The sequence below is a fragment of the Saccharibacillus sp. WB 17 genome (assembly GCF_008634075.2).
Lineage (GTDB): Bacteria > Bacillota > Bacilli > Paenibacillales > Paenibacillaceae > Saccharibacillus > Saccharibacillus brassicae.
In genome coordinates, this window is sequence record NZ_VPFK02000010.1 from 66,465 (window position 1) to 87,257 (window position 20,793).

The 20,793-nt window shown below is 56.1% G+C and carries 20 protein-coding genes and 2 pseudogenes; 14 read left to right on the forward strand and 8 right to left on the reverse strand.

Annotated elements, in window-relative coordinates:
- The first annotated feature begins 51 nt into the window (after positions 1–51).
- A complete protein-coding gene (locus tag FTE24_RS03040; RefSeq protein ID WP_150234352.1) occupies positions 52–1,119 on the forward strand; it encodes a hypothetical protein in 1,068 nt (355 codons plus the stop codon).
- On the opposite strand, the gene FTE24_RS03045 is transcribed toward FTE24_RS03040, so the two are convergent.
- Positions 1,113–1,499: a RidA family protein gene (locus FTE24_RS03045; RefSeq protein ID WP_150234350.1), complete on the reverse strand. Its 387-nt coding sequence runs from the start codon at positions 1,497–1,499 to the stop codon at positions 1,113–1,115. The genes FTE24_RS03040 and FTE24_RS03045 overlap by 7 nt on opposite strands.
- Positions 1,500–1,565: 66 nt before the next feature.
- Between FTE24_RS03045 and FTE24_RS03050 the strand changes: the two genes are divergently transcribed.
- Positions 1,566–1,871, forward strand: coding sequence for a winged helix-turn-helix transcriptional regulator (locus tag FTE24_RS03050; RefSeq protein WP_237401611.1), 306 nt, complete (start codon positions 1,566–1,568; stop codon positions 1,869–1,871).
- A 160-nt stretch (positions 1,872–2,031) separates the two neighbouring features.
- Entirely contained in the window at positions 2,032–2,433 is a 402-nt protein-coding gene (locus FTE24_RS03055; RefSeq protein ID WP_150234346.1) for a VOC family protein, read from the forward strand.
- Between the two features lie 104 nt (positions 2,434–2,537).
- Here FTE24_RS03055 and FTE24_RS03060 read toward each other — a convergent pair whose 3' ends face one another.
- On the reverse strand, positions 2,538–3,164 hold the full coding sequence (locus tag FTE24_RS03060; protein ID WP_237401604.1) for a YczE/YyaS/YitT family protein: 627 nt from the start codon (positions 3,162–3,164) through the stop codon (positions 2,538–2,540).
- A gap of 303 nt (positions 3,165–3,467) precedes the next feature.
- Between FTE24_RS03060 and FTE24_RS03065 the strand changes: the two genes are divergently transcribed.
- The 6 genes and pseudogenes from FTE24_RS03065 (at position 3,468) to FTE24_RS03090 (ending at position 11,656) form a co-directional block, all read left to right on the forward strand.
- Positions 3,468–5,207 (forward strand): ABC-F family ATP-binding cassette domain-containing protein, encoded by a 1,740-nt coding sequence (locus FTE24_RS03065; protein ID WP_150234342.1) that lies wholly within the window; start codon positions 3,468–3,470, stop codon positions 5,205–5,207.
- 317 nt (positions 5,208–5,524) lie between these two features.
- Positions 5,525–7,126 carry a xylulokinase gene (locus tag FTE24_RS03070; protein WP_150234340.1) on the forward strand — a complete coding sequence of 534 codons (1,602 nt, stop codon included), beginning with the start codon at positions 5,525–5,527 and terminating at the stop codon, positions 7,124–7,126.
- Between the two features lie 17 nt (positions 7,127–7,143).
- Positions 7,144–7,839 carry an L-ribulose-5-phosphate 4-epimerase gene (locus FTE24_RS03075; protein ID WP_141447753.1) on the forward strand — a complete coding sequence of 232 codons (696 nt, stop codon included), beginning with the start codon at positions 7,144–7,146 and terminating at the stop codon, positions 7,837–7,839.
- 85 nt (positions 7,840–7,924) lie between these two features.
- Positions 7,925–9,222, forward strand: a pseudogene (locus tag FTE24_RS03080) (L-arabinose isomerase family protein).
- Positions 9,223–9,528: 306 nt separating this feature from the next.
- Positions 9,529–10,116 carry a TetR/AcrR family transcriptional regulator gene (locus FTE24_RS03085; RefSeq protein ID WP_150234336.1) on the forward strand — a complete coding sequence of 196 codons (588 nt, stop codon included), beginning with the start codon at positions 9,529–9,531 and terminating at the stop codon, positions 10,114–10,116.
- A 58-nt stretch (positions 10,117–10,174) separates the two neighbouring features.
- Entirely contained in the window at positions 10,175–11,656 is a 1,482-nt protein-coding gene (locus FTE24_RS03090; RefSeq protein ID WP_150234469.1) for a DHA2 family efflux MFS transporter permease subunit, read from the forward strand.
- Positions 11,657–11,775: 119 nt separating this feature from the next.
- Here the strand turns inward: FTE24_RS03090 and FTE24_RS03095 are convergent, their stop codons facing one another.
- Entirely contained in the window at positions 11,776–12,687 is a 912-nt protein-coding gene (locus FTE24_RS03095; RefSeq protein WP_150234334.1) for a helix-turn-helix transcriptional regulator, read from the reverse strand.
- A 99-nt stretch (positions 12,688–12,786) separates the two neighbouring features.
- Between FTE24_RS03095 and FTE24_RS03100 the strand changes: the two genes are divergently transcribed.
- Both FTE24_RS03100 and FTE24_RS03105 read left to right on the forward strand, forming a co-directional pair.
- Positions 12,787–13,251 carry a VOC family protein gene (locus tag FTE24_RS03100; protein ID WP_150234332.1) on the forward strand — a complete coding sequence of 155 codons (465 nt, stop codon included), beginning with the start codon at positions 12,787–12,789 and terminating at the stop codon, positions 13,249–13,251.
- A 63-nt stretch (positions 13,252–13,314) separates the two neighbouring features.
- Positions 13,315–13,914 (forward strand): YdeI/OmpD-associated family protein, encoded by a 600-nt coding sequence (locus FTE24_RS03105; protein ID WP_237401605.1) that lies wholly within the window; start codon positions 13,315–13,317, stop codon positions 13,912–13,914.
- A 69-nt stretch (positions 13,915–13,983) separates the two neighbouring features.
- On the opposite strand, the gene FTE24_RS03110 is transcribed toward FTE24_RS03105, so the two are convergent.
- The gene (locus FTE24_RS03110; protein WP_150234329.1) at positions 13,984–14,463 is read right to left on the reverse strand and encodes a GyrI-like domain-containing protein; all 480 of its coding nucleotides are present in this window, start codon (positions 14,461–14,463) and stop codon (positions 13,984–13,986) included.
- A 106-nt stretch (positions 14,464–14,569) separates the two neighbouring features.
- Here FTE24_RS03110 and FTE24_RS03115 point away from each other — a divergent pair, with 106 nt between their 5' ends.
- On the forward strand, positions 14,570–15,532 hold the full coding sequence (locus tag FTE24_RS03115; RefSeq protein ID WP_150234327.1) for a helix-turn-helix transcriptional regulator: 963 nt from the start codon (positions 14,570–14,572) through the stop codon (positions 15,530–15,532).
- A gap of 51 nt (positions 15,533–15,583) precedes the next feature.
- On the opposite strand, the pseudogene FTE24_RS03120 reads toward FTE24_RS03115, so the two are convergent.
- Together FTE24_RS03120 and FTE24_RS03125 are read right to left on the reverse strand one after the other, a co-directional pair.
- Positions 15,584–15,703, reverse strand: a pseudogene (locus FTE24_RS03120) (NAD-dependent epimerase/dehydratase family protein); the annotation flags it as partial.
- Between the two features lie 5 nt (positions 15,704–15,708).
- The gene (locus FTE24_RS03125) at positions 15,709–16,461 is read right to left on the reverse strand and encodes an SDR family NAD(P)-dependent oxidoreductase (protein WP_150234325.1); all 753 of its coding nucleotides are present in this window, start codon (positions 16,459–16,461) and stop codon (positions 15,709–15,711) included.
- A 155-nt stretch (positions 16,462–16,616) separates the two neighbouring features.
- On the opposite strand from FTE24_RS03125, the gene FTE24_RS03130 reads away from it, so the two are divergent.
- Positions 16,617–17,297 (forward strand): TetR/AcrR family transcriptional regulator, encoded by a 681-nt coding sequence (locus FTE24_RS03130; protein WP_150234323.1) that lies wholly within the window; start codon positions 16,617–16,619, stop codon positions 17,295–17,297.
- 106 nt (positions 17,298–17,403) lie between these two features.
- Here the strand turns inward: FTE24_RS03130 and FTE24_RS03135 are convergent, their stop codons facing one another.
- A complete protein-coding gene (locus FTE24_RS03135) occupies positions 17,404–18,654 on the reverse strand; it encodes an MFS transporter (protein ID WP_415663143.1) in 1,251 nt (416 codons plus the stop codon).
- A 28-nt stretch (positions 18,655–18,682) separates the two neighbouring features.
- The gene (locus tag FTE24_RS03140) at positions 18,683–19,639 is read right to left on the reverse strand and encodes a sugar phosphate isomerase/epimerase family protein (RefSeq protein WP_150234321.1); all 957 of its coding nucleotides are present in this window, start codon (positions 19,637–19,639) and stop codon (positions 18,683–18,685) included.
- A 258-nt stretch (positions 19,640–19,897) separates the two neighbouring features.
- Here FTE24_RS03140 and FTE24_RS03145 point away from each other — a divergent pair, with 258 nt between their 5' ends.
- On the forward strand, positions 19,898–20,782 hold the full coding sequence (locus tag FTE24_RS03145) for an SIS domain-containing protein (protein WP_141447742.1): 885 nt from the start codon (positions 19,898–19,900) through the stop codon (positions 20,780–20,782).
- The last annotated feature ends 11 nt before the right edge of the window (positions 20,783–20,793 follow it).

Here is a 20,793-nt window from a genome sequence, read left to right on the forward strand (position 1 = left end):
GGATCAATTTGGTCCAGCCTCTTCTTATTCTCTATTCAAGGAGGCCGTAAAATGAAAAAGCAAAAGAATAAATTTCTGGTGTGCCTGTTGTTGATTGTTGGATTCGTTGTGTCGCCTGCAGCCAATCTTCCCGCGCAAGCGCTCGTCTCCTCTTCGGATCGGTTGTTAAGTTCGGAAGTCCAGGCGTTATTCGTGAACGACACCAAGACGCTATTCGTAGACAAAGAGTTCAAGCAGGTGCAGCTTTTCGATGTCCACACCGGCAAAGTTGAATGGACGAAGAAGTTTGGCGCTGTGTACGACTGCGAAGTGCTTTTGGGCTCGGGGAAAATCGTGGTTCTTACCGACTCGGGCAGACAGCTTCAGAAACAAGTGTTCACTACGGCAGGCAAAGTGGTGAGCACACAAAACTTGCCGGGGATCAAGAAAACGGACGCATCGCAAATTCAATGGTCTGCTGCCGGGGCCGCGGCCAAAGAAAGTATTGCCGTTACGGATGGGCAGCAGCTGTCCCTGTATCAATATCCTTGGAAAAAGCCGGTTCAAAGCCTGTCCCTGGCCACGAGCGAAGATCAAAAACACGAAAATGCGATTGTGCAGGACGTTCAATTTCAATTCCCTTATGTGATCGCGAAGGTGAACGGAATGAGTCTTGGGCAGACCAAAGAATATTATAAAATCATGAATGTAACGACACGACAGCTCAAGTTGATTACGCCGGGATCGAATGCAAGAAGCAGCTTCGTCACAGAAGGCACGGCTCTGGTCGTGAACACTTCCAGCATCAGCGGCACCCCGCTCGGCATAGAGACGAATACGCCGCAAATCCTGTATGCCCGGTACGATCTGCACACGGGTCAGATGACGAAGAGCCTCAAACGTACCTTTACGCAATCGGACTCCAATTGGTCTTCCAGTTATTTTGCCGGACGGCTTCTGCTTACCGATACGGAAAAAAACAAGCAGTCTTTTCTGGCGCAGGACGGGAAGTTAATCGCAGAACGATCCTCGACTCCTACTCATTTGAGAGATAAGTTGATTGCTTCCGCCGACGGGAAAGCGGTGATCCTTGTTCCAACCGCCAATCAGGGAACGGAATTGCAAAAGCCTTTTTACTGATCGATATGCGCCACTGCGCTTACTTCCACCCACTGCTCCGGAAGTGCCAGATACGTCACGCCGATCAGGCTTCCTGCCGGACGATGTTCCGCGACGTATGCTTTGAACATCTCGATTGCGCGCTCTCCGTGTTCCTGCGCATGAGTCAGATAGATTTCGACATAAGCCAGGTTGGATTTGGTTGCCCCAAACTCCTGCAGTACCGTATCCAGGTTCTCCAGCGTCTGCCGCATCTGCGCTTGAATATCGCCCGCTCCGACAAATTCGCCTGCCGCATTATGCGCGAACTGTCCGGAGATGTACAGCGTGCTGCCTGCGCGGTAGCCTTGGGAAATCCCGTGATCCCAGAGAGTATGGTTGTACGTTTGAATAGTTGTCATTGTTGTGCGCCCCTTTACTTGAAAGGGAAGGAGACGGTCATCGGGGACACGCCGTTCGGCTATACGATGTCCGTGATCGGCGGAAAGTGGAAGATGGCGATTCTGTACCTGTTGGCAGCCAATCAGCCGGTTCGTTTCAATGAGATGCAGCGGCAGCTTGGGTCGGTCACTTACAAAGTGCTCAGTGCACAGCTCAAAGAATTGGAAGCCGACGGGCTGGTGCGGCGCAAAGAATATCCGCAGGTTCCGCCCAAAGTGGAGTATTCGTTGATGCCGAAAGGACAGACGCTGCTGCCGGTACTGGAACAGCTGTGCGAATGGGGCGTGCAGAATCGACAGCCTGAAGACACTGAGCCCTTTCTGTTCTTGTAAGCAAAAAATCCAAAAACCTCAAAACGCTACTGACATTATGTTGTCAGTAGCGTTTATTTAGGATTAACCTGTTCCCGCCTCACTCATTGATAAAAAGAGTGTGCCACGGTTGTGCCAAACAGCCGAACTTATACGCAAATCGCAGAAAGGATGATGGTTTATGAATTTCGCATCTGTACGCATCATCACGGACAATGTAGACGGTCTGGCCGAATTTTATGAAAAGGTCACGGGAATCGCGGCGGAGCGGCCTGCGCCCGTATTCGCCGAAATTGTCATGCCTTCGGGCACACTGGCTATCGGTCACTCTCAGACCGCGCAGCTCTTCGGAGCCGATTCCGCGGTCGCAGCTTCCAATCGCACGGTGATCATCGAGCTTCGTGTAGCAGACATCGAAGCGGAGTATGCGCGTCTCAAGCCGTGGGTCGGCCAATGGGTGCAGGAACCGACGACGATGCCGTGGGGGAACCGGTCGATGCTGCTGCGCGATCCGGACGGCAATCTGATTAATCTGTTCGAGCCGGTCAGCGAGGCCGCGATCGAACGGTTCAAAGACCGATAACCGGATCATCCGCAGCGACCCTCCCTTCGACAAAGGGCCTGACGGGTTGCAGAAAGTTCTGATGCAGCGGGGAGGCCGGACATCCTCTTGTCGCCGACATCCCTTCACTCCGTCCGCATTTTCACTGACTTGCCGCTTTTACGTCGGTCACCCAGTATCTTTTCCGTAAAATGCACATTGAAAAAATGAATGATCGGTCCGAGTCCGAACATGCACACCAGCGTCCCCAGCCCGATGATGCCTCCGAACAGGAAGCAGATCAGCGCGCAGAGAGCGTCCGTGAACATGCGATGCCAGAAATAGCTGACTCGCGGGAAGCGATCTCTCATGATCAGCGACAGACAATCGTAAGGCGCGATGCCGACGTTGGACGTCTGATACAGGGACACGCCAAAACTGCAGATGACGACGCCAACCGCTACCGTGATTACGCGCTGCCATAGCAGTTGGGGTTCGCCGGGCAGGTCGATCCAGATGTTATAGAAAAACGTAACGATGTAGCCCAGAAATACGGCGTTGACCACGGTGCCGATTCCGATAAACCGTCTTCCGGCGATCAGCTGGATCACGAACAAAGACAGGTTGAGCAGGATCAGAAATCGGGCATACTCGATCCCGCTCGTATCCGCAAGAGCCATCACCATGCCGCTAAAAGGATCGTTCCCCAAGCCGGACAGCTTGAAAATGCTAATCCCCATACCCAAAAAAATATTGCCGACCAACATAATCATTAACCGTCTTGGCTCTGCCAGCGTATTCAAAAAGCTTTTCATATGAACCGTCCTAAAGTCAGATTGTCGTGCAGGGCCATGCGGCCTCGCGCAAACGACGCCGTCATTATAGCACAGTTCGCGCAGTCGGGCTGTGCCTTCCTGTGCACGGACCGAACGCTCAAATCCCGATTCCCTTCTCCACAAACCAATTGTACTTCCCCCCAATCAGTGGTACTCTGAAGAGTGGTAAACGCGGCAACAACGCACTTCCCTGACTCCTCAAAAATAATGACCACTTTGGCTATACAGAAAGGTAACATTATGATAAAAGTTGAAAACCTATCGTTCTCTTTTCCGCAAAAAGAACTGTACAGCAACATCTCGTTCACGCTCGAAGAAGGCCAGCACTGCGCGTTTATCGGGACGAGCGGCAGCGGCAAAAGCACATTGATCGACATCCTGATGGACCCGGAGCGGTATTTGTTCGAAGGCAAGCTTGAGATCGAGCCGGGCTTCACGATCGGGCATGTAAGCCAGTTCTCGCAGGTGGACAAAAGCCGGCCGATGACCGTGTTCGAATATATCGGCGAAGCGTTCATCCAGGTGCAGGACGAAATCACGGCGATCTATGCGGAGATGGCGACGTCGTCGGATCTGGATGCGCTGATGGAGAAGTCCCAGTCGGCTTTGGACGCTTTCGAAGCGATGGACGGGGACAATTACGAGAATACGATCAACAAGCAGCTGAACCTGGCCAACCTGATCAAGCTCCGGGATGCGGACGTATCCGCTCTGAGCGGCGGCGAGTTCAAGCTCGTGCAGGTCATGAAGCAAATGCTGCTGCGTCCGGATCTGCTGATCATGGACGAACCGGACGTCTTCCTGGACTTCGAGAACCTCAATGCGCTCAAGAAGCTGATCAACGCGCACAAAGGCATGCTGCTCGTCGTCACGCACAACCGTTACCTGCTCAACCACTGCTTCAATAAGATCATCCACCTCGAAAATACGGAACTGCAGGAGTTCGACGGACGTTATATCGATTACAACTTCTACCTGCTCCAGACGAAAATCGAGCTGCAGGAGATCACGGTGGCGGAAGCCGAAGAGATCGCGCGCTACGACGGCATTATCGACAATCTGCGCGAGATCGCGACGTACAATTCGGAAGCTTCTCGCGGCCGGGCGCTCAAAGCGCGCGTGCGGTTCCAGGAGAGACTGGAAGCGCGCCGTATCAAGGAGCCGTTCGTCGATATCAAGCAGCCGAATATCCGCTTGGGCATGGACGAGGCGCCGGAAGAGAGCGTGTGGGTCAACGTCGAAGACTACAGCGTTTCTTTTGACGAGCTGCTGCTCGAACACGTGACTTTCGAGATCAAATCGACGGACAAAATCGCCCTGATCGGACCGAACGGCACCGGGAAGACGACGCTGCTGCGCGATATTTTCCGCGGCACGCATCCGGCGATCCAGGTCAGCGACGAAGCCCGGCCGGCGTACCTCTCCCAGCTGCAGGGCGAGACGCTTCAGGATTCCAATACGATTCTGAACGAATTTATCGACGCCGGCTTCAAGACGTACGACGAGATCCGGGCGCATCTGCTCGAATACGGCTTCGAAGGCGAGATTCTGGAACAGAAGATACAATCGCTGTCCGGCGGGGAGAAAAACATGCTCCAGTTGGCGAAAGCCGCGGGCAGCGGCGCCAATCTGCTGCTGCTGGACGAACCGACGAGCCATCTGGACCTCTATTCGCAGATCGCGCTGGATCAGGCCATTCAGGACTACAAAGGCGCGATCCTCATGATCTCCCACGATTTCTATTCGGTCGTCAACGGCATGGATTACGTGCTGATCATCGACAACAAAACGGTCCGCAAGATGAGCATGCGCAAGTTCAGACAGATGATCTACAACCGTCACTTCGATCGCGGCTATCTGGAGGCGGAGCAGAACAAGAAAGCTGTCGAGCTGAAGGTCGAGCTTGCGTTAAAAGACAAAAACTTCGAGCTGGCCAAAAAATGGGTCGACGAACTGGAACAGTTGATCAAGCAGCTGTAAGCGATTGGCATGGTAAAAAAAGTTCTCGGCGTAAAAGAGTTCGTTACGGGCAAAACGCGAAAAGACATCCAAGAGTAAATCGTGGGTGTCTTTTTGGCTGCGAAAATTCAGGCGGGGCAGGGGATCGAGCGCAGCCGCGGCATGCAGATCAGTCAACGATAACATGTACGTACAAATATCTTTTTTTGAAAGTGAAAGAGAGAATATTGACAGATGTACGTACAAGAAAATATACTGGAAGTATCATTTTGAAACCGCATACTTTTGGATTGTATACCGCAGGCCCAGCAGGAACAGGAGAGGGGACAGTTGTCATCATGAACCAAGTCAACGTACAGGAAGCGATCGCCGGCGGACGGACTTCGCTCGGCATCGAATTCGGATCGACCCGGATCAAGGCGGTGCTGATCGATTCGACGTTCGAGACGATCGCTTCGGGAAGTTACGAATGGGAGAACCGGCTCAAGGACGGGTATTGGACGTACGACCAAAGCGAGATTCTCGGAGGGCTGCAGGCCGCTTACCGCGAGATGAAGCAGGACGTGCAGCAGCGCTACGGCGTGAAGCTGACTACGGTCGGCGGGATCGGATTCTCGGCCATGATGCACGGGTACATGGCGTTCGACCGTGCAGGCGAGCTGCTGGTGCCGTTCCGGACGTGGCGCAACGCCACGACGGGCGAGGCGGCGCGCGAGCTGACGGAGCTCTTCCAGTTCAATATTCCGGAACGCTGGAGCATCGCCCATCTGTACCAGGCGATCCTCGGCGGGGAAGAGCATGTGCCAAGCATCGACTTCGTGACGACGCTCGCCGGCTATATCCACTGGCTGCTGACGGGCGAGAAGAAGATCGGGATCGGCGACGCTTCCGGCCTCTTCCCGATCGAAGAGTCGAGCCATGCGTACCATCCGGCGATGGTGGGGCAGTTCGACGCGTTGATCGCGGGCAAAGGGTATCCGTGGACGCTCTCGCACGTACTGCCGCAGGTGCTGAGTGCCGGCGAACAAGCCGGCACGCTGACCGCGGAAGGCGCGAAGCTGCTCGACCCGGACGGCGACCTGCAGCCCGGCATTGCGCTCTGTCCGCCGGAAGGCGACGCGGGCACGGGCATGGTGGCGACGAACAGCGTGAAGAAGCGCACGGGCAACGTGTCGGTCGGCACGTCGGTGTTCGCGATGATCGTGCTGGAGCGGGAACTGTCGAAGCTGTATCCCGAGATCGACATGGTCACGACGCCGGACGGCAGTCCGGTCGGCATGGTGCATGCCAATAACTGTTCCAGCGATCTCAACGCCTGGATGGGATTGTTCCGCGAGTTTGCCGCGGCGATGGGCTTCGAAGCGGATTCCGGCAAGCTGTTCGGCGTCCTGCTGAACAAGGCGCTCGAAGCCGATCCGGACGGAGGCGGCCTGCTGAGCTACGGGTATCTGTCGGGCGAGAATATCACGGGACTTGAGCAGGGACGCCCGCTGTTCGTCCGTTCGCCGGAAAGCAATTTCACGCTGGCGAACTTCATGCGGACGCATCTGTTCACGGCGTTCGGGGCGCTCAAGCTCGGTATGGACATCCTGACCGAGAACGAACAGGTCGCGATCGACAGCCTGCTCGGCCACGGCGGCTTGTTCAAGACGCCGGTCGTGGGCCAGCGGATGCTGGCCGCCGCGCTGAACGTGCCGATCTCGGTTATGTCGACCGCCGGCGAAGGCGGAGCATGGGGCATGGCGCTGCTCGCGGCTTACATGACGGACCGCGAAGCGGACGAGAGCCTGGAGCATTTCCTGGGCGAAAAAGTGTTCAAAGACGTCGAGGGCGAAGAAATCTCGCCGGACGCGTCGGATGTCGAAGGTTTCCGGACGTTTATCCAGCGTTATCGGGCCGGACTTGCCATCGAGCAGGCGGCTGTCGACCATCTTAACTAGAACGGGAGGGATTGACCTTGTTGGAACAGCTGAAGCAAGAAGTATACGAAGCGAATCTGGAGCTGCCTAAGCACGGCCTCGTCAAGTTCACGTGGGGCAACGCCAGCGCCGTCGACCGCGAGAGCAATCTGTTCGTCATCAAGCCGAGCGGCGTCAGCTACGAGACGATGAAGCCGAGCGATATGGTCGTGGTCGATTTTGACGGCAACGTGGTCGAAGGCGACATGAGACCTTCGTCCGATACGGCGACGCACGCCGTGCTGTACAAGCATTATCCGCAGATCGGCGGCATCGTGCATACGCATTCGACCTGGGCGACGATCTGGGCGCAGGCGGGGCTGGACGTGCCGGTCATGGGCACGACGCATGCCGACACGTTCTACGGAGCGGTACCCTGCGCGCGCTTCCTGACCCAGGAAGAGATCGACCGCGGGTACGAAGCGGAGACGGGCCGCGTCATCATCGAGACGTTCGACAAGCTCGGCGTCGACGTGCTGGCGATTCCGGCCGTGCTGCTGCAAGGCCACGCGCCGTTCACGTGGGGCAAAGACGTCAAGTCGGCGGTCGTGAACAGCGTCGTGCTGGAAGAAGTGTGCAAGATGAACCTGTACGCGCGCCAACTGAACCATTTTGCCAAAGAACTGCCTCAGGGCATTCTGGACAAGCATTACTTGCGCAAACACGGCAAAGACGCCTACTACGGACAGAAATGATCGGTTGACGATACAAATTTCGCGATAAAAATTCATGATAAAAACTCACCATAAAAAATTCAACGATGAAAAGAGGCTGATTGGGATGACGGGAACAGCGGAAAAACAGTTTTGGTTTGTCGTCGGGTCGCAGCATTTGTACGGAGAAGAAGCGTTGGGCGAAGTCAAAGCGCACGCCCAGCAGATGACGGACGCGCTCAATGCGAGCGGCGTGCTGCCTTATCCGCTCGTGCTGCAGGATCTGGCCGTGACCGCGGACAAGATTACGCAGCTCATGCAGGAAATCAACTACCGCGACGAAGTCGCCGGCGTCATTACCTGGATGCATACGTTCTCGCCTGCGAAAATGTGGATCCGCGGCACGCAAAAGCTGCAAAAGCCGCTGCTGCATCTGGCGACCCAGTACAATGAGAGCATTCCGTGGGCGACGATCGACATGGACTTCATGAACCTCNCGCGGTCGCTTACAACGAAAGCTTCAATATCCGCGTGGCCCGCTTCGGCGACAATATGCGCAACGTCGGCGTAACCGAAGGCGACAAGGTCGAAGCGCAGATCCAGTTCGGCTGGACCGTGGACTACTACGGCATCGGCGATCTCGTGGAAGTCGTGAACGCCGTTGGCGAGCAGGAAATCGACGCATTGATGGCCGAATACGCCGATCTGTACGAGTTCGAATACGGCGACAACAGCAAGGAAGCGTGGGAAGCCAGCGTGCGCGTCCAAGCGGGTTACGAGATCGCGCTCAAGCGCTTCCTGGACGAGAAAGGCTACAACGCCTTCACGTCGAACTTCGAAGACCTGCACGGCATGAAGCAGCTTCCGGGTCTGGCCGTGCAGCGGCTGATGGCGCAGGGCTACGGCTTTGCCGGCGAAGGCGACTGGAAGACGGCGGCGCTTGATCGCCTCATGAAAGTCATGAGCCACAACCAGAACACCGGCTTCATGGAAGACTACACGTACGAGATGGCGGCCGGGCAGGAAGCGATCCTGCAGTCCCATATGCTCGAAGTGGACCCGTCCCTTGCCGGCAGCAAGCCGAAAGTCGTCGTGTCCCCGCTCGGAATCGGCGGCAAAGAAGATCCGGCCCGTCTCGTCTTCGACGGCAAAGCCGGCGACGGCGTCGTCGTCTCGATGGTGGATCTCGGCACGCATTACAAGCTGCTGATCAACGAAGTGACCGCGTTCGAGCCGACGGAACCGGCGCCGAACCTTCCGGTTGCGCGCGTATTGTGGAGCGTGAAGCCGAACTTCCAGGACGGCGTCCGCGCCTGGATCGAGAACGGCGGCGGCCACCACACGGTCGTGTCGCTCAACCTGACGACCGACCAGATCGTCACTTACGCGAAGCTCGTGAATCTGGAGTATGTCGTGATCAAGTAAGGACTTCGCTCTCCTAACAAGAAATAAGAAGTCCTTTTCATAGTAAAAAGTCTCTTTCATAATAAAAAGTTCTCGGACAGAGTCCGACGAGGCAGAACCGTTTTCCGATAAATGAGCACGTTCATTTGTCGGGAAGCGGTTCTTTTTATTTTCCAAAAAAAGGGCTTCAAAGCGCCAAAATCGACCCTGCTTATAATGAGAGCGTTACCAAATGGCGAGAAAAATAAAAGCGTTGACAGGTGCCTTCGAATACGGATAATGTATGTAGACCGATTGGTATAATTTTTCCGAAGGAAGTGGCTTTTGTTGGGTGAAAAGTCGAATGCCAAAGAGTCGATTGTCAACACCGCCGCACGGCTCTTTTTTTCCCAAGGCTATCATGCGACCGGTCTGAATCAGATCATCAAGGAAAGCCATACGCCCAAAGGATCGTTGTATCATTATTTTCCGCACGGCAAAGAAGAGCTCGCGCATGTGTGCATTCAGAAGACGAATGAGCATATTTTGCAAAAGTTCGAGGATACGTTCGCCGCGCACGGCAATACGGCGGACGGCATCCAGCAGTTCGTGCACGATATGGCGTACGAGACGGAGGCGGCCGGCTTTACCGGATTTTTGCCGTTCAGCTTCTGGGCCGCGGTGGAGACGTCCTGCATCAGTCAAAGTCTGCGCGTCGCCTGCCAGGGCGTGTTCGCCGATTGGCAGAAGATCATCGCCAAACATCTGGTGATCGACGGCATGAGCGAAGCGCGGGCGGACGAGACGGCGCTGCTGGTCGTCTCCCTGATGGAAGGCGCGCTGATCATCAGCCTGACGAATCAGGACAAACAGCCGCTGCTCACGGCCGCCGATTACCTGGCCGCCGTGACGAAAAATGCCGGAGAAACCCGGTAAGAAGAAGCAAAAGAGAAAGTTCGATATGTTCGAGGAGGATGGAATCGTGAGTGGTTCAATGACAGCTGATTCGGTAGAGAATCAACCCGAAACGCAATCTTATAAAGTATTTCCGATTTTGTTCGCCATGCTGCTGAGCGGCTTTATCGGCCTGTTCGGCGAAACGGCTTTGAACGTCGCTTTGACGCCGCTGATGGCGATGCTCGAAGTCGGACCGACGACCATTCAATGGCTGACGACCGGCTATCTGCTCGTACTGGGCATCCTGGTGCCGGTATCCGGCATGCTGCTGCAATGGTTCACGACCCGGCAGCTGTTCACGACGTCGCTGATCTTCTCGATCGCCGGCACGTTTGTGGCGGCGCTTGCGCCCAACTTTGAAATCCTGCTCGCGGCCCGCGTGCTCCAGGCGGTCGGCACGGCGCTGCTGCTGCCGCTGATGTTTAACACCATCCTCGTGATCTTCCCGATCGAAAAACGCGGCGCCGCCATGGGCCTGATCGGTCTGGTCATCATGTTCGCGCCGGCCAGCGGCCCGAGCATCTCCGGCCTGATCCTCGCCAACCTGAGCTGGCACTGGATCTTCTGGATCTCCCTGCCGTTCTTCGCTATCTCGTTGATCTGCGGCCTGCTGTTCCTGCCGAACATCTCCAAGCTGACCAAGCCGAAGATCGACATTCTGTCGATCGTACTGTCGACGCTCGGCTTCGGCGGTATCGTCTACGGCTTCAGCAGCGCGGGCGGACACGGGGAAGCCGGCAGCGGCTGGACGAGCCCGATCGTCATCGGAACGCTCGTGATCGGCGTTGTCTCCCTGATCCTGTTCAGCGTGCGCCAGCTGAGAATGAAGCAGCCGCTGATGGATCTGCGCGCGTTCAAGTACCCGATGTTCACCATCGGCCTGATCCTGATCTTCATCTCCATGATGATGATGCTCTCTTCGATGTTGATCCTGCCGATGTATCTGCAGCAGGGCATGGCGGTTACGGCTCTGACGGCCGGACTCGTGCTGCTGCCGGGCAGCCTGCTCAACGGCCTGCTGTCTCCGGTCATGGGCCGGTTGTTCGACAAATTCGGTCCGAAATGGCTCGTCATCATCGGTCTCTCCATCGTAACGGTCGTGCTGTTCCTGTACACGGGAATTACGCCGACGACGACGCTTGCCAAGATCATTACGCTGCATATCTTCATGATGGTCGGCATCTCGATGATCATGATGCCGGCGCAGACGAACGGTCTGAACCAGCTGCCGCGCGAGTATTACCCGCACGGCACGGCAATCATGAACACGCTGCAGCAGGTGTCCGGCGCGATCGGAACCGCCGTTGCAGTCAGCATTCTGAGTGCCGGCCAATCCCGCTTCCTGAGCGGGGTTACGAATCCGGAGAGCCCGGAGAACCAACTGGCCGGCTTCACGTCGGGCGTGCAGAACGCGTTCGTGTTCGCGCTCGTACTGTCGATCATCGGCCTGATCACTTCGATCTTCATCAAGCGCGTCAAGGTCGGATCGGCTGCGAAGTCGCAGGGACCGATGCATTAATTTTGTAGCGCCTTGCCTATCGCGATACATGCGAATCAAGTGTGTTGTCGCATGATTCAAACAAGTTCAAGAGCGGCGTCCCCGGGGACGCCGCTCTTTTTGCGTTCGGCGGGCCGTTTTCACGTATAGAGGCTCAGCATCTTCGCCACGTAAGCCCGGAATTCGGCCGCATAGTCTGCGGGCTCCGTAATTTTCAGGTTCGTTCCGAACCCGGCGAGAAATTGAAAGCCGACCGGGCTTTGCGGCACCCGGAACGAGGCCAGCAGCCATTCGTCATCGTAAGGTTCGACGCTTTGGCGGCCGTACCGCTCGATGAACCGGTCTTGAACGGCCGGCGAGATCAGCGCCCGGACGTCGGCCAGTTCCGGCCGGTAACCGCTTTGGGCTGCCGGCTTCGAAGGCGCCGCTCTCGGGACGAACGTCTGCGAGTCCAATACGAGCCGGTCCATGCGCGTCAGCTTGAATAAGCGGGTATCCATGCGCTGCAGGCAGAAGCCGTGGAGATACCAGCTGTTCTCGCTAAAATGCAGCTCGGCCGGTTCGACCGTGCGGTGAGTGGCCGTCCCGTTTTTGTCGATATAATCGAAGGCAAGCACTTTTTTGCCGGAGATGGCTTCCTGGCAGCTTTTCAGCATATGGCGAAGTTCGGACCGGCCTGCCCAATCGTAAAAAGATAGCCGGACCGTCCCTCTGGGTGCCGCCGGATTCACCATCGCTTCGATTTTCTTGATCGTAATCTCCACTTCTTCGCCGAACAGGATCTGTTCCAGCCCGCCGAGCGCCGTCAGGATGTTCTCCAGGTCGGCGCTGCTCAACAGACGCTTGTCCATCTTGTACGTGTCCATGATGCCGTAGCCGCCGTGTGCGCCCGCGACCGCGTAGATCGGGATATTGGAGAGGCTGAGCGTCTCCATATCGCGCAGAATCGTGCGTTTGGTGACGCCGAACAGCTGCGCGAATTCACGGCTCGGGACGATCTCTTTGCGCAGCAGGATCAGGATGATCGAGAGCAGGCGTTCGATTTTTTCCATAAAGGCTCCTTTATTTGAAACGGTCTGGGGAAAGGTGACAGACAGTCGTCATCTATCGTAGCTTATCATAAACCCATACCACGAAGGAGGCTAACCATTATGGCGGCAATCGCATATTTGAACTTTGACGGCAATACCGGGCAGGCAATCGAATTTTATCGGGAAGCGCTGGGCGCGACCGAAGTGAAAGCGGTCAGATTCGGAGACATTCCGCAGGACCCGAACTACCCGATGCCGGAGCACGAGCGCAATATGATCATGGAATCTTCGCTGGAATTCGACGGCGGCCGGATCATGCTGTCGGACGTGCTGCCTTCGATGAAGCCGGTCACGGGCGAATGGATTCAGGGCAACAGCCTGCTGATCAGTCTGGTCATGGAAGACAAGGCGAAGCTGGAAACGTATTTCGATCGGCTGTCCGTCGGCGGACACGTCGTGATGCCGCTGTCGAGCGTGCCGTGGTCGTCGTGCTTCGGCATGCTGGTCGACCGGTTCGGCGTCCACTGGAAATTCAACAGCGACGCCGATCGATTCCTCGATCAGGTGCTCGCCGGTCAACCGTAACCCTGTTCGGCCCATACGATCCTGAAGCCGCAAGTCGTCTGCGATCGAAAAAGAGGAGGCGGTATGTTGGAAAAAAAGAACATGGACAATCTGCTGCCCGACGCTTCGAGCGAGACGCTGCGGCTGTGGCTGGCGGAGCACGGCAGGTCCGAGAAATCGTGCTGGGTCGTAGTGAGTCTGACGCCCAAGCCGGACACGCTGCTGTATCTGGACGCTGTCGAAGAAGCGCTCTGCCGGGGCTGGATCGACGGGGTGAAGCGGAAGATCTCGGACACGGAGCTGGCGCAGCGGCTGTCTCCGCGCAGCGCCCGCAGCTCGTGGACCGAGCTGAACAAAGAGCGCGTCCGGCGGCTGGAGCGGTTGGGGCGGATGACGGATGAAGGACGGGCGGTGCTGCCCGGCATGGACGCCGCCGACTTCCGCATTCATCCGGAGATCGAGCGCAGGCTGCGGGAAGATGCGCAGACGTACGAGAATTTTATGGCTTTGCCCGGACTTTATCGCCGGGTGCGGATCGACAACGTACAGAACTGCCGGAATCAGCCGGAGCTGTTCGAGAGCCGGCTGGACAAATTCATTCTCAACACGCAGGCGGGCAAAATGTACGGGCAGTGGAACGATAACGGTCGTCTATGGGCCGCAGGAAAGATGGACGAAGCTTAAGACTTCCGAACAAAAAAAGCGGACCGCTTATGGCGGTCCGCTTTTTTGTCGGCCAGAAAGTCGGGCCGATTAGGCCGGGACGACCGGAATCCACATCTCGCCTACAACCCGCCCGTCCCGCTGCTCCATCTCGACCGTTGCATTCGGGCCGCCGACATAGATGAAATCTTTGACTTCCGGAAGCGCTTCGGCGAAAGCCGCGTAGGTCAGCGCATGGCTCAGTTCTTCGGCCGTCGACCCTTCGCCGCGTACGACCAGATAGTCTCCCGCAGGGAATTCGATCACCCGGGATTCCTGGGGAACGGATTCATCGGTTATGACGCCGGCGTAGTGCATCATCTTGTTGTTGACCGCTTCGTTCACGGCAAAAATGTAGTCGTTCGTCGAGATGGCTTTTAACGTATCCAGTCGTCCATCTTGAGCAACGGCCGACCAGAACGCCGACTTCTCGCGGGCAATTCCGGCAGAATCCGTGTAATCGCTGAGCAGTTCGGTTCCCAGACCCAGAACGTTGAAGCGATCTTTTTTCTCAAGCGTGTAATTGGCCATGATAGACACCTTCCTTTTCCGTTTTTCGGGCGAATTGTTTTTTCCTCCCGGTAGATATAGGATAAACCTGAATCCTGTCAAAAAAAGGTACTGTTTAGGAGCTGCCATGAAAAAAGTCGAACGAATCAACGTGATCATGCGCTACATCAACAACCGCTCCCAATTTACGATCTCCGAAATTATGCGCGAATTCGGCATCTCCCGTTCTACGGCTGTACGGGATATTCGGGAGATCGAAGCTCTCGGTATGCCGCTGGTTGCCGAAGTCGGCAGGTCCGGCGGTTATTTTGTCATGAGCAATTCGATTCTGCCCACGGTGCGCTTTACCGATAACGAGATCAAAGCTCTTTTTATCGCTTTTATGGCTACGCGGAATCAGCAGCTCCCCTATCTCAAGATTCGCCAGGCTTTGGCAGAGAAGCTGCTCGGTCTGATCTCGCACAATCAGCAAGACGACCTTCTTCTGCTCAATCGGATTCTGCTGTTCGAAGGAACCAATCCGCACAATCCCGATCTGCTCGATTTGTCCGATCTGCCGCATCCCATGCTGGAGAACTTGATCCGGATTCTGCTGACCGACCGCTATCTGTGGATTACCTTCACCGAAGGCCGCGAAATCAGGCGTTACCCGGTTTACCTGCTGCATCTGTACCGCGAGAAAAGCGTCTGGCAGGTCGAAGTTTTTGATATGGAAGCGGAAAAAAGACGGGTTCTGCCTGTGGACAGCCTGATTGAGATCGAACCGTACAGGGCGAAGAAAAGAATGAGTCCCAAAAAGATGGCGGAAAAATGGAGTCGGCAGGAAGAAGCCTGCAATCTCGTGCTGGAACTCGGCCCCAAAGCGATCGCCCAATTCAAGAAGTATCATCCGCTGAAGATGTTTCTTTCCTATACGAATCCGTATCAGACGACCGCCCGGCTGAAGACTTTCGTTCCGATCCAACCGGCGGAGCAGTTGGCGGAACTGACGGATTGGCTGCTGTTTCTCGGAGAAGACGTTGCATTCAGGGAAGTGCCGGAGGAAGTGCGGGCCGCGATCCGGAAGCGGCTCGAACGGTGCGGCGTGTGATCGAACCTACAGGAAAAGCTCCCGAATCTCTTCGATAGCGAAGAGGTCCGGGAGCTTGGCCGCGCCTTCGTCCGAACGGGCAAGCCCGACGACCGCATGCCCCGCGCCGAGCAGTTCGCGGACGACGGCGGAACCGATATAGCCGGTCGCGCCCGTGACGAATACGCGCATGGGCTTTACCACGCGACCGGTCCGTCTTCGTCGGAGAACGTCCCGGTCGGGCCGTCCGGTCCGAGCGTGGCGAGCCGGACCGCTTCGCGGGCTCCCTGCTCGACGGTGCGGGTGCCGGCAAAGTTGTTGAGCGCCGTCGACGTGAAGCCCGGGCAGGCGGCGTTGACCTTGATGTTCGTCGCTTCGAGCGCCGCGGCAAAAGCGAAGGTAACGGCGTGCACGGCCGACTTCGAGGCCGAATAAGCGCCGTACATCGCGCGGTGCGGATTGTCCGGCGCGGCGTTCCAGCTCAGCGAGCCGCCGGTGCTGCCGATATTGACGATGCGCGCGGCGGGAGCTTCCTGCAGCAGCGGCAGCATGGCCTGGGTCACGGCGATCACGCCGAAGACGTTCGTCTCATACACCGTGCGGATGTCTTCGAGCGAAGCGACGGTCAGCAGGCCGCTGGTCGCGCCGCCGCTCGGAAACGGATTGCCGGGCCGTCCCGCATGGGAGATGCCCGCATTGTTGACGAGAACGTCGAGGCGGCCGAACTCGCGGCGGATGCGGGACGCGGCCGCTTCGATCGAATGCGGATCGGTGACGTCGAGCTGAAACGCATGCGCCGCCGGCCCGATGCCGCGGGCGGCCGTCTCGCCGTTCTCCAGGCTGCGCGAGCCGACGAGCACGGTGAAGCCCTGCTTCGCCAGATCTGCGGCGATCTGCGCCCCGATTCCTTTGTTGGCTCCGGTGATTAGGGCAACTTGTTGATTCGACATGATCGCAATCTCCTTTTCGGTATGGAATACCGTCTGTCTATTTCCCGTTCGGTATGGGATAATGACATTAAATCACAACAAAACGGAACTGTAAAGTTCCGAAACTAAATAGTTTCGAAATAGTTTCGAAATATAAACTCAAAAGGAGTCTTTTCATGAGCGAACATCAACGCAGCAAGTCTGTCCATACGGAGCCGGACGAAGCGCCAACCGGGGCGCCCGCGCCCAAAGTCGGACGCAAGCGCGATCCTTCGCGCGACGAGAAAATTCTGGAAGCGGCGATCGACCTGCTCGCCGAATCGGGCTTTGACGGCATGACGATGGACAGCGTCGCTTCCCGGGCCAAAGCGGGCAAAGCGACAGTCTACCGCCGCTGGTCGTCCAAGCCGGAATTGGTTCGGGACGCTCTGGCCTGGATGAACCGCAGCCATCTCGAACTTGAGAACCTGCCGGATACGGGCAGCCTGCGCGAAGACCTGCTGGGGCTCGTCAAGCCGCAGTCGATCGCGGACGAGCAAAAAAAGTTCAGCGTGCTGGCCGGACTGGGCTCCTTTTTGCGGCAGCCGGAATTCGCGGAGACGGGCATGGACGGCATTTTCGATGCCTGGGCCGACGCGAACCGCAAGCTGATGCTTCGGGCCGCGGACCGGGACGAAATTTCCGGGCGGGCGGATATCGAGATGGCCTGCCAGGTCATGACGTCGACGGCTGCTTTCCGCGGACTGATCCAGCGCAAGCCGTTCGACAAGCCGTTCTTCGCGGCGCTGCTCGACGGCGTTCTGCTGCCGGCTCTGCGGCATCCGTCCGATTCCCCCGCCGAGAAGCCTTTGCAATGACTTCGCTCCTCGTCGGTCCACAGAAAAGCAAAAAGCACCCTACGCCTATGTAGGGTGCTTTTTTATCTCCATGCCTGTATGAGGCGAAGGACAGGACGCAAATCGATCAGCTTACTTTGGCTTTTGCGTTGGCCGCCGGCTGTCCGTTCAGCTCGTCCGGCGTCTTGAGGTAAGGCGTCAGGATCGCGCTGAGCACGTAGAATCCGGCATAGATGAAGATGACCACTCCGGCCCCGAAAGGCTGGAAGAAGATCGATACGATGGCCGGCGCGATGAAGGTGCTCAGTCCGGCGCCCAGATTCAAGATGGACATCGCGGCGCCTTTGTTGTCCGGAGCCAACATGGGGAACAGCGCCGACAGCGGCACGTAACCGGCCATGGCCACGCCGCACAGGCTGAGCGTTGCGGTCATGATCAGGTAATTGTGGCCGACCCACTGCGGCATGAAGTAGACGAGGATCAGCACGACGGCGTAGAAGTATCCGCCGACCCATTTGATCGTCGTTCTCCAGCCCAGCTTGTCTCCGAGGTAGCCGAACACCAGATTGGCGACGATGGCGACCGAGAACACGGTGGACCACATCCGCAGCCATTCCGTCGTGGAATAGCCGAAGTCCAGCAGATAGATCGGCAGGAACAGAAGCAGACCGTACTGGGCGAAGCCGTTGATCGATTTGACGACCAAGCCCAGCGCGATCACTGGCCTTTTGAGGATTGTTATCGCTTTCGCGAATTCCGAGAGCGAAATTTTGGTAATCTCCGAAGCTGGAACCTGATCTTTATTGACGACAATGGCCAGGAAAGCGCCCAACACGGTGAAGATGATGCCCGACCAGAGCACGTTCACATGACCCAGAACGGGGATCAGGAGAGACGAATACAGCGGACCGGCTACGCTGAGGCCGAGAGAGAACATGAACCAGAACCATCCGACCGCGCGGCTGCGGCGTTCCAGCGGCGTGCTGTAATTGATCCAGACAAGAAACGAGTAGGCAAACAGCGGATAGCCGAAGCCCCGGATCGCATAGAAGGGAATCATCAGAGACAAGTTAAGCGTATACATCCCGAGGCCGATAAAGCCGATGCTTCCGATCAGGAACGCGATAAATCCGTACAGCATCGCTTTGCGCGGTCCGAGCGTCTGAACGAAGACGCCCGACAACCACGCCGCGATCGTAACCGTAACGCCGTATACCGTAATCAGCAGGGAGGCATGCGTGACCGACATGCCTTCCTCTACCAGATACGGAACGATCCAAGCTTGTTCAATCCCGTCGCCGATCATGAACAGCATAAGACCGATGAATCCCCATACTAAATTTCTCGGTAATCCGATTTTTTCGATCATGATTATCATCTCCGCTTTTTTGGCTGTTTAAAAAAGATTACGCAAGGAAAGCATCGAGCAGGAACTGCTGCACTTTTACGCCGCTTTTTTCCCGGATCAGCTGTTCGATCGCGTCCATGCCCGTTTTCTCGATCAGCGCATCCAGTGCTTGGTAGACGCGGATATTTTGTTCGCATTCCGCTACCGGATCTTCGCGTTTCGGGAACGTATCAAAGTAGATCAAGCCGGTATAGTTGTATTTTTTGGCGTAATAAATGAATTCGAGCGTCTGCATCAGGTGAACGCTGCCAAGCATGATGCCGTCGTCGGCGTCTTTGTATCCGTCGTTGAGGTGGAAGCCCATCAGACGGTTTTTGCGTGCGGCCAGAGCGACCGAGTATGCCGGATTTTCTTTTTTCATCAGCATATGGCAGAAGTCGAGCGTGATGCCGACGTTCGGCAGGCCGACTTCTTCCACCAGCAGGAGGGACAGACCGATATCGCCGACGAGCGAGAACGAGCGGGGCTCGTAGGGCTTATACTCGAAGCTAATATTCATGGACGGGTAGGCCGAAGCGATTTCCCGCAGGGCGGAGACCGTCTGATTCCAGGCCTGCTCATAATCAAGCTGGAACGAGTAGTCGAATCCGTCGTTGGCGAGCCAGATCGTCGTGGTCGTGCCGCCGAGCTGCTGACAGACTTCGATCGCTTCCTTGGTGACGCGGATTGCCTGGCTGCGGATCTCTTCATTGCTGTTGGTGAACTCGCCGTTCAGGTACGTGTCGTCGAAACGCAGCGCGATTCCGCTAATTTCGAGACCGGCCCCGGCAACGGCTTCTTTCACTTCGTCCGGCGTGTTCTTTTTGAAATGTTCGGGATAATTCAATTCGATATGGGTTAATCCGTTGACCGTGGAGATTCTCCGGATCAGATCGACGGTAGTCAGTTCTTGATCTTCAGGGAAGAACAAGCCTTTTTGGGCTTTGAATGAATTGAGACGCGTGGAGAACATCATGCGGTATTCATCACCTTTCGTGTGGGTATGCCGTTTGATTACGCTTACGTCGTGGCAACGGCTTTGTCTCTGTAGTCTATAAGTAATTTTACTCTGGTGTAAACAAAAATAAATTTAAACACCGATAATATTTTATATAGCTTTATAAACGTCTTTTTACATTACTTTTGTAATCATAAAAGTAATGTAGGGGTTTTCATCTGCGGACAACGATGCTATGATCGAAGGAGTATACGGAAGCAGGGAGGTAGATCCTGAATGGAAGATAAGCCGTTATCGGGCAAGGAATGTATCTTGTTCGCGCGCAGCATTTCGCCTTCCCTCGGCAACAAAGAGAGAAGGGTTACGCAGTTTATCAGCAACAACTATCAGGAGTTGGCGATCAGCACAATCAGCGAGGTGGCTCTCCATCTCAACGTCAGCGAAGCGACCATCACGAAAGTATGTAAAAAGTTAAAATGCAAAGGCTTCCACGAATTGAAAAAAGCGATCGAGCAGTATGTCGGCGGCCAAAAAGACGAAGATCAAAGCGATCTGGATTCGGAGTTCACGTTGGAAGATTCCAATGCGAAAGTATTGGAAAAGGTCATGATTAACGCGATCGTCGCGATCCAGGATACGCTGGATATCGTCGATTACGTCACGTTCGACAAAGTGGCCGGGATTTTCCGCGACAAACCGGACGACAAACAGATTTTCTTGGTCGGCAACGGCGGGTCCGCGATCCTGTGCGAAGATTTCCAACATAAATTGCTGAAGATCGGCATTTTTGCCCATGTCTACAAAGACACGCATATGCAGTTCATGTTCACTTCCCTGATCCGGGAAGGCGATATCGTGCTGGGGATTTCGCACACAGGGGCGACGAAGAATATCGTACAGATTCTCAAGCTGGCCCGGCAGCAGGGAGCGCGCACGATCAGCCTGACCAATTATATGCACAGCCCCATTACCGAAGTATCGGAGATGAGCCTGGTCTCCACGGCCAAGAATCATCCGATCACCGGCGAAAATGCGGCGGCCCGGATCGTGCAGCTGAGCATTCTCGATGCGCTGTACACCAGCCTGGCCCTGAAAGATTCCGGAGAATCGTACAAAAAACTGACGCTGACGAGCGAGTCGGTCAAACATTATCGGGGATAAAAAAGGAGAAT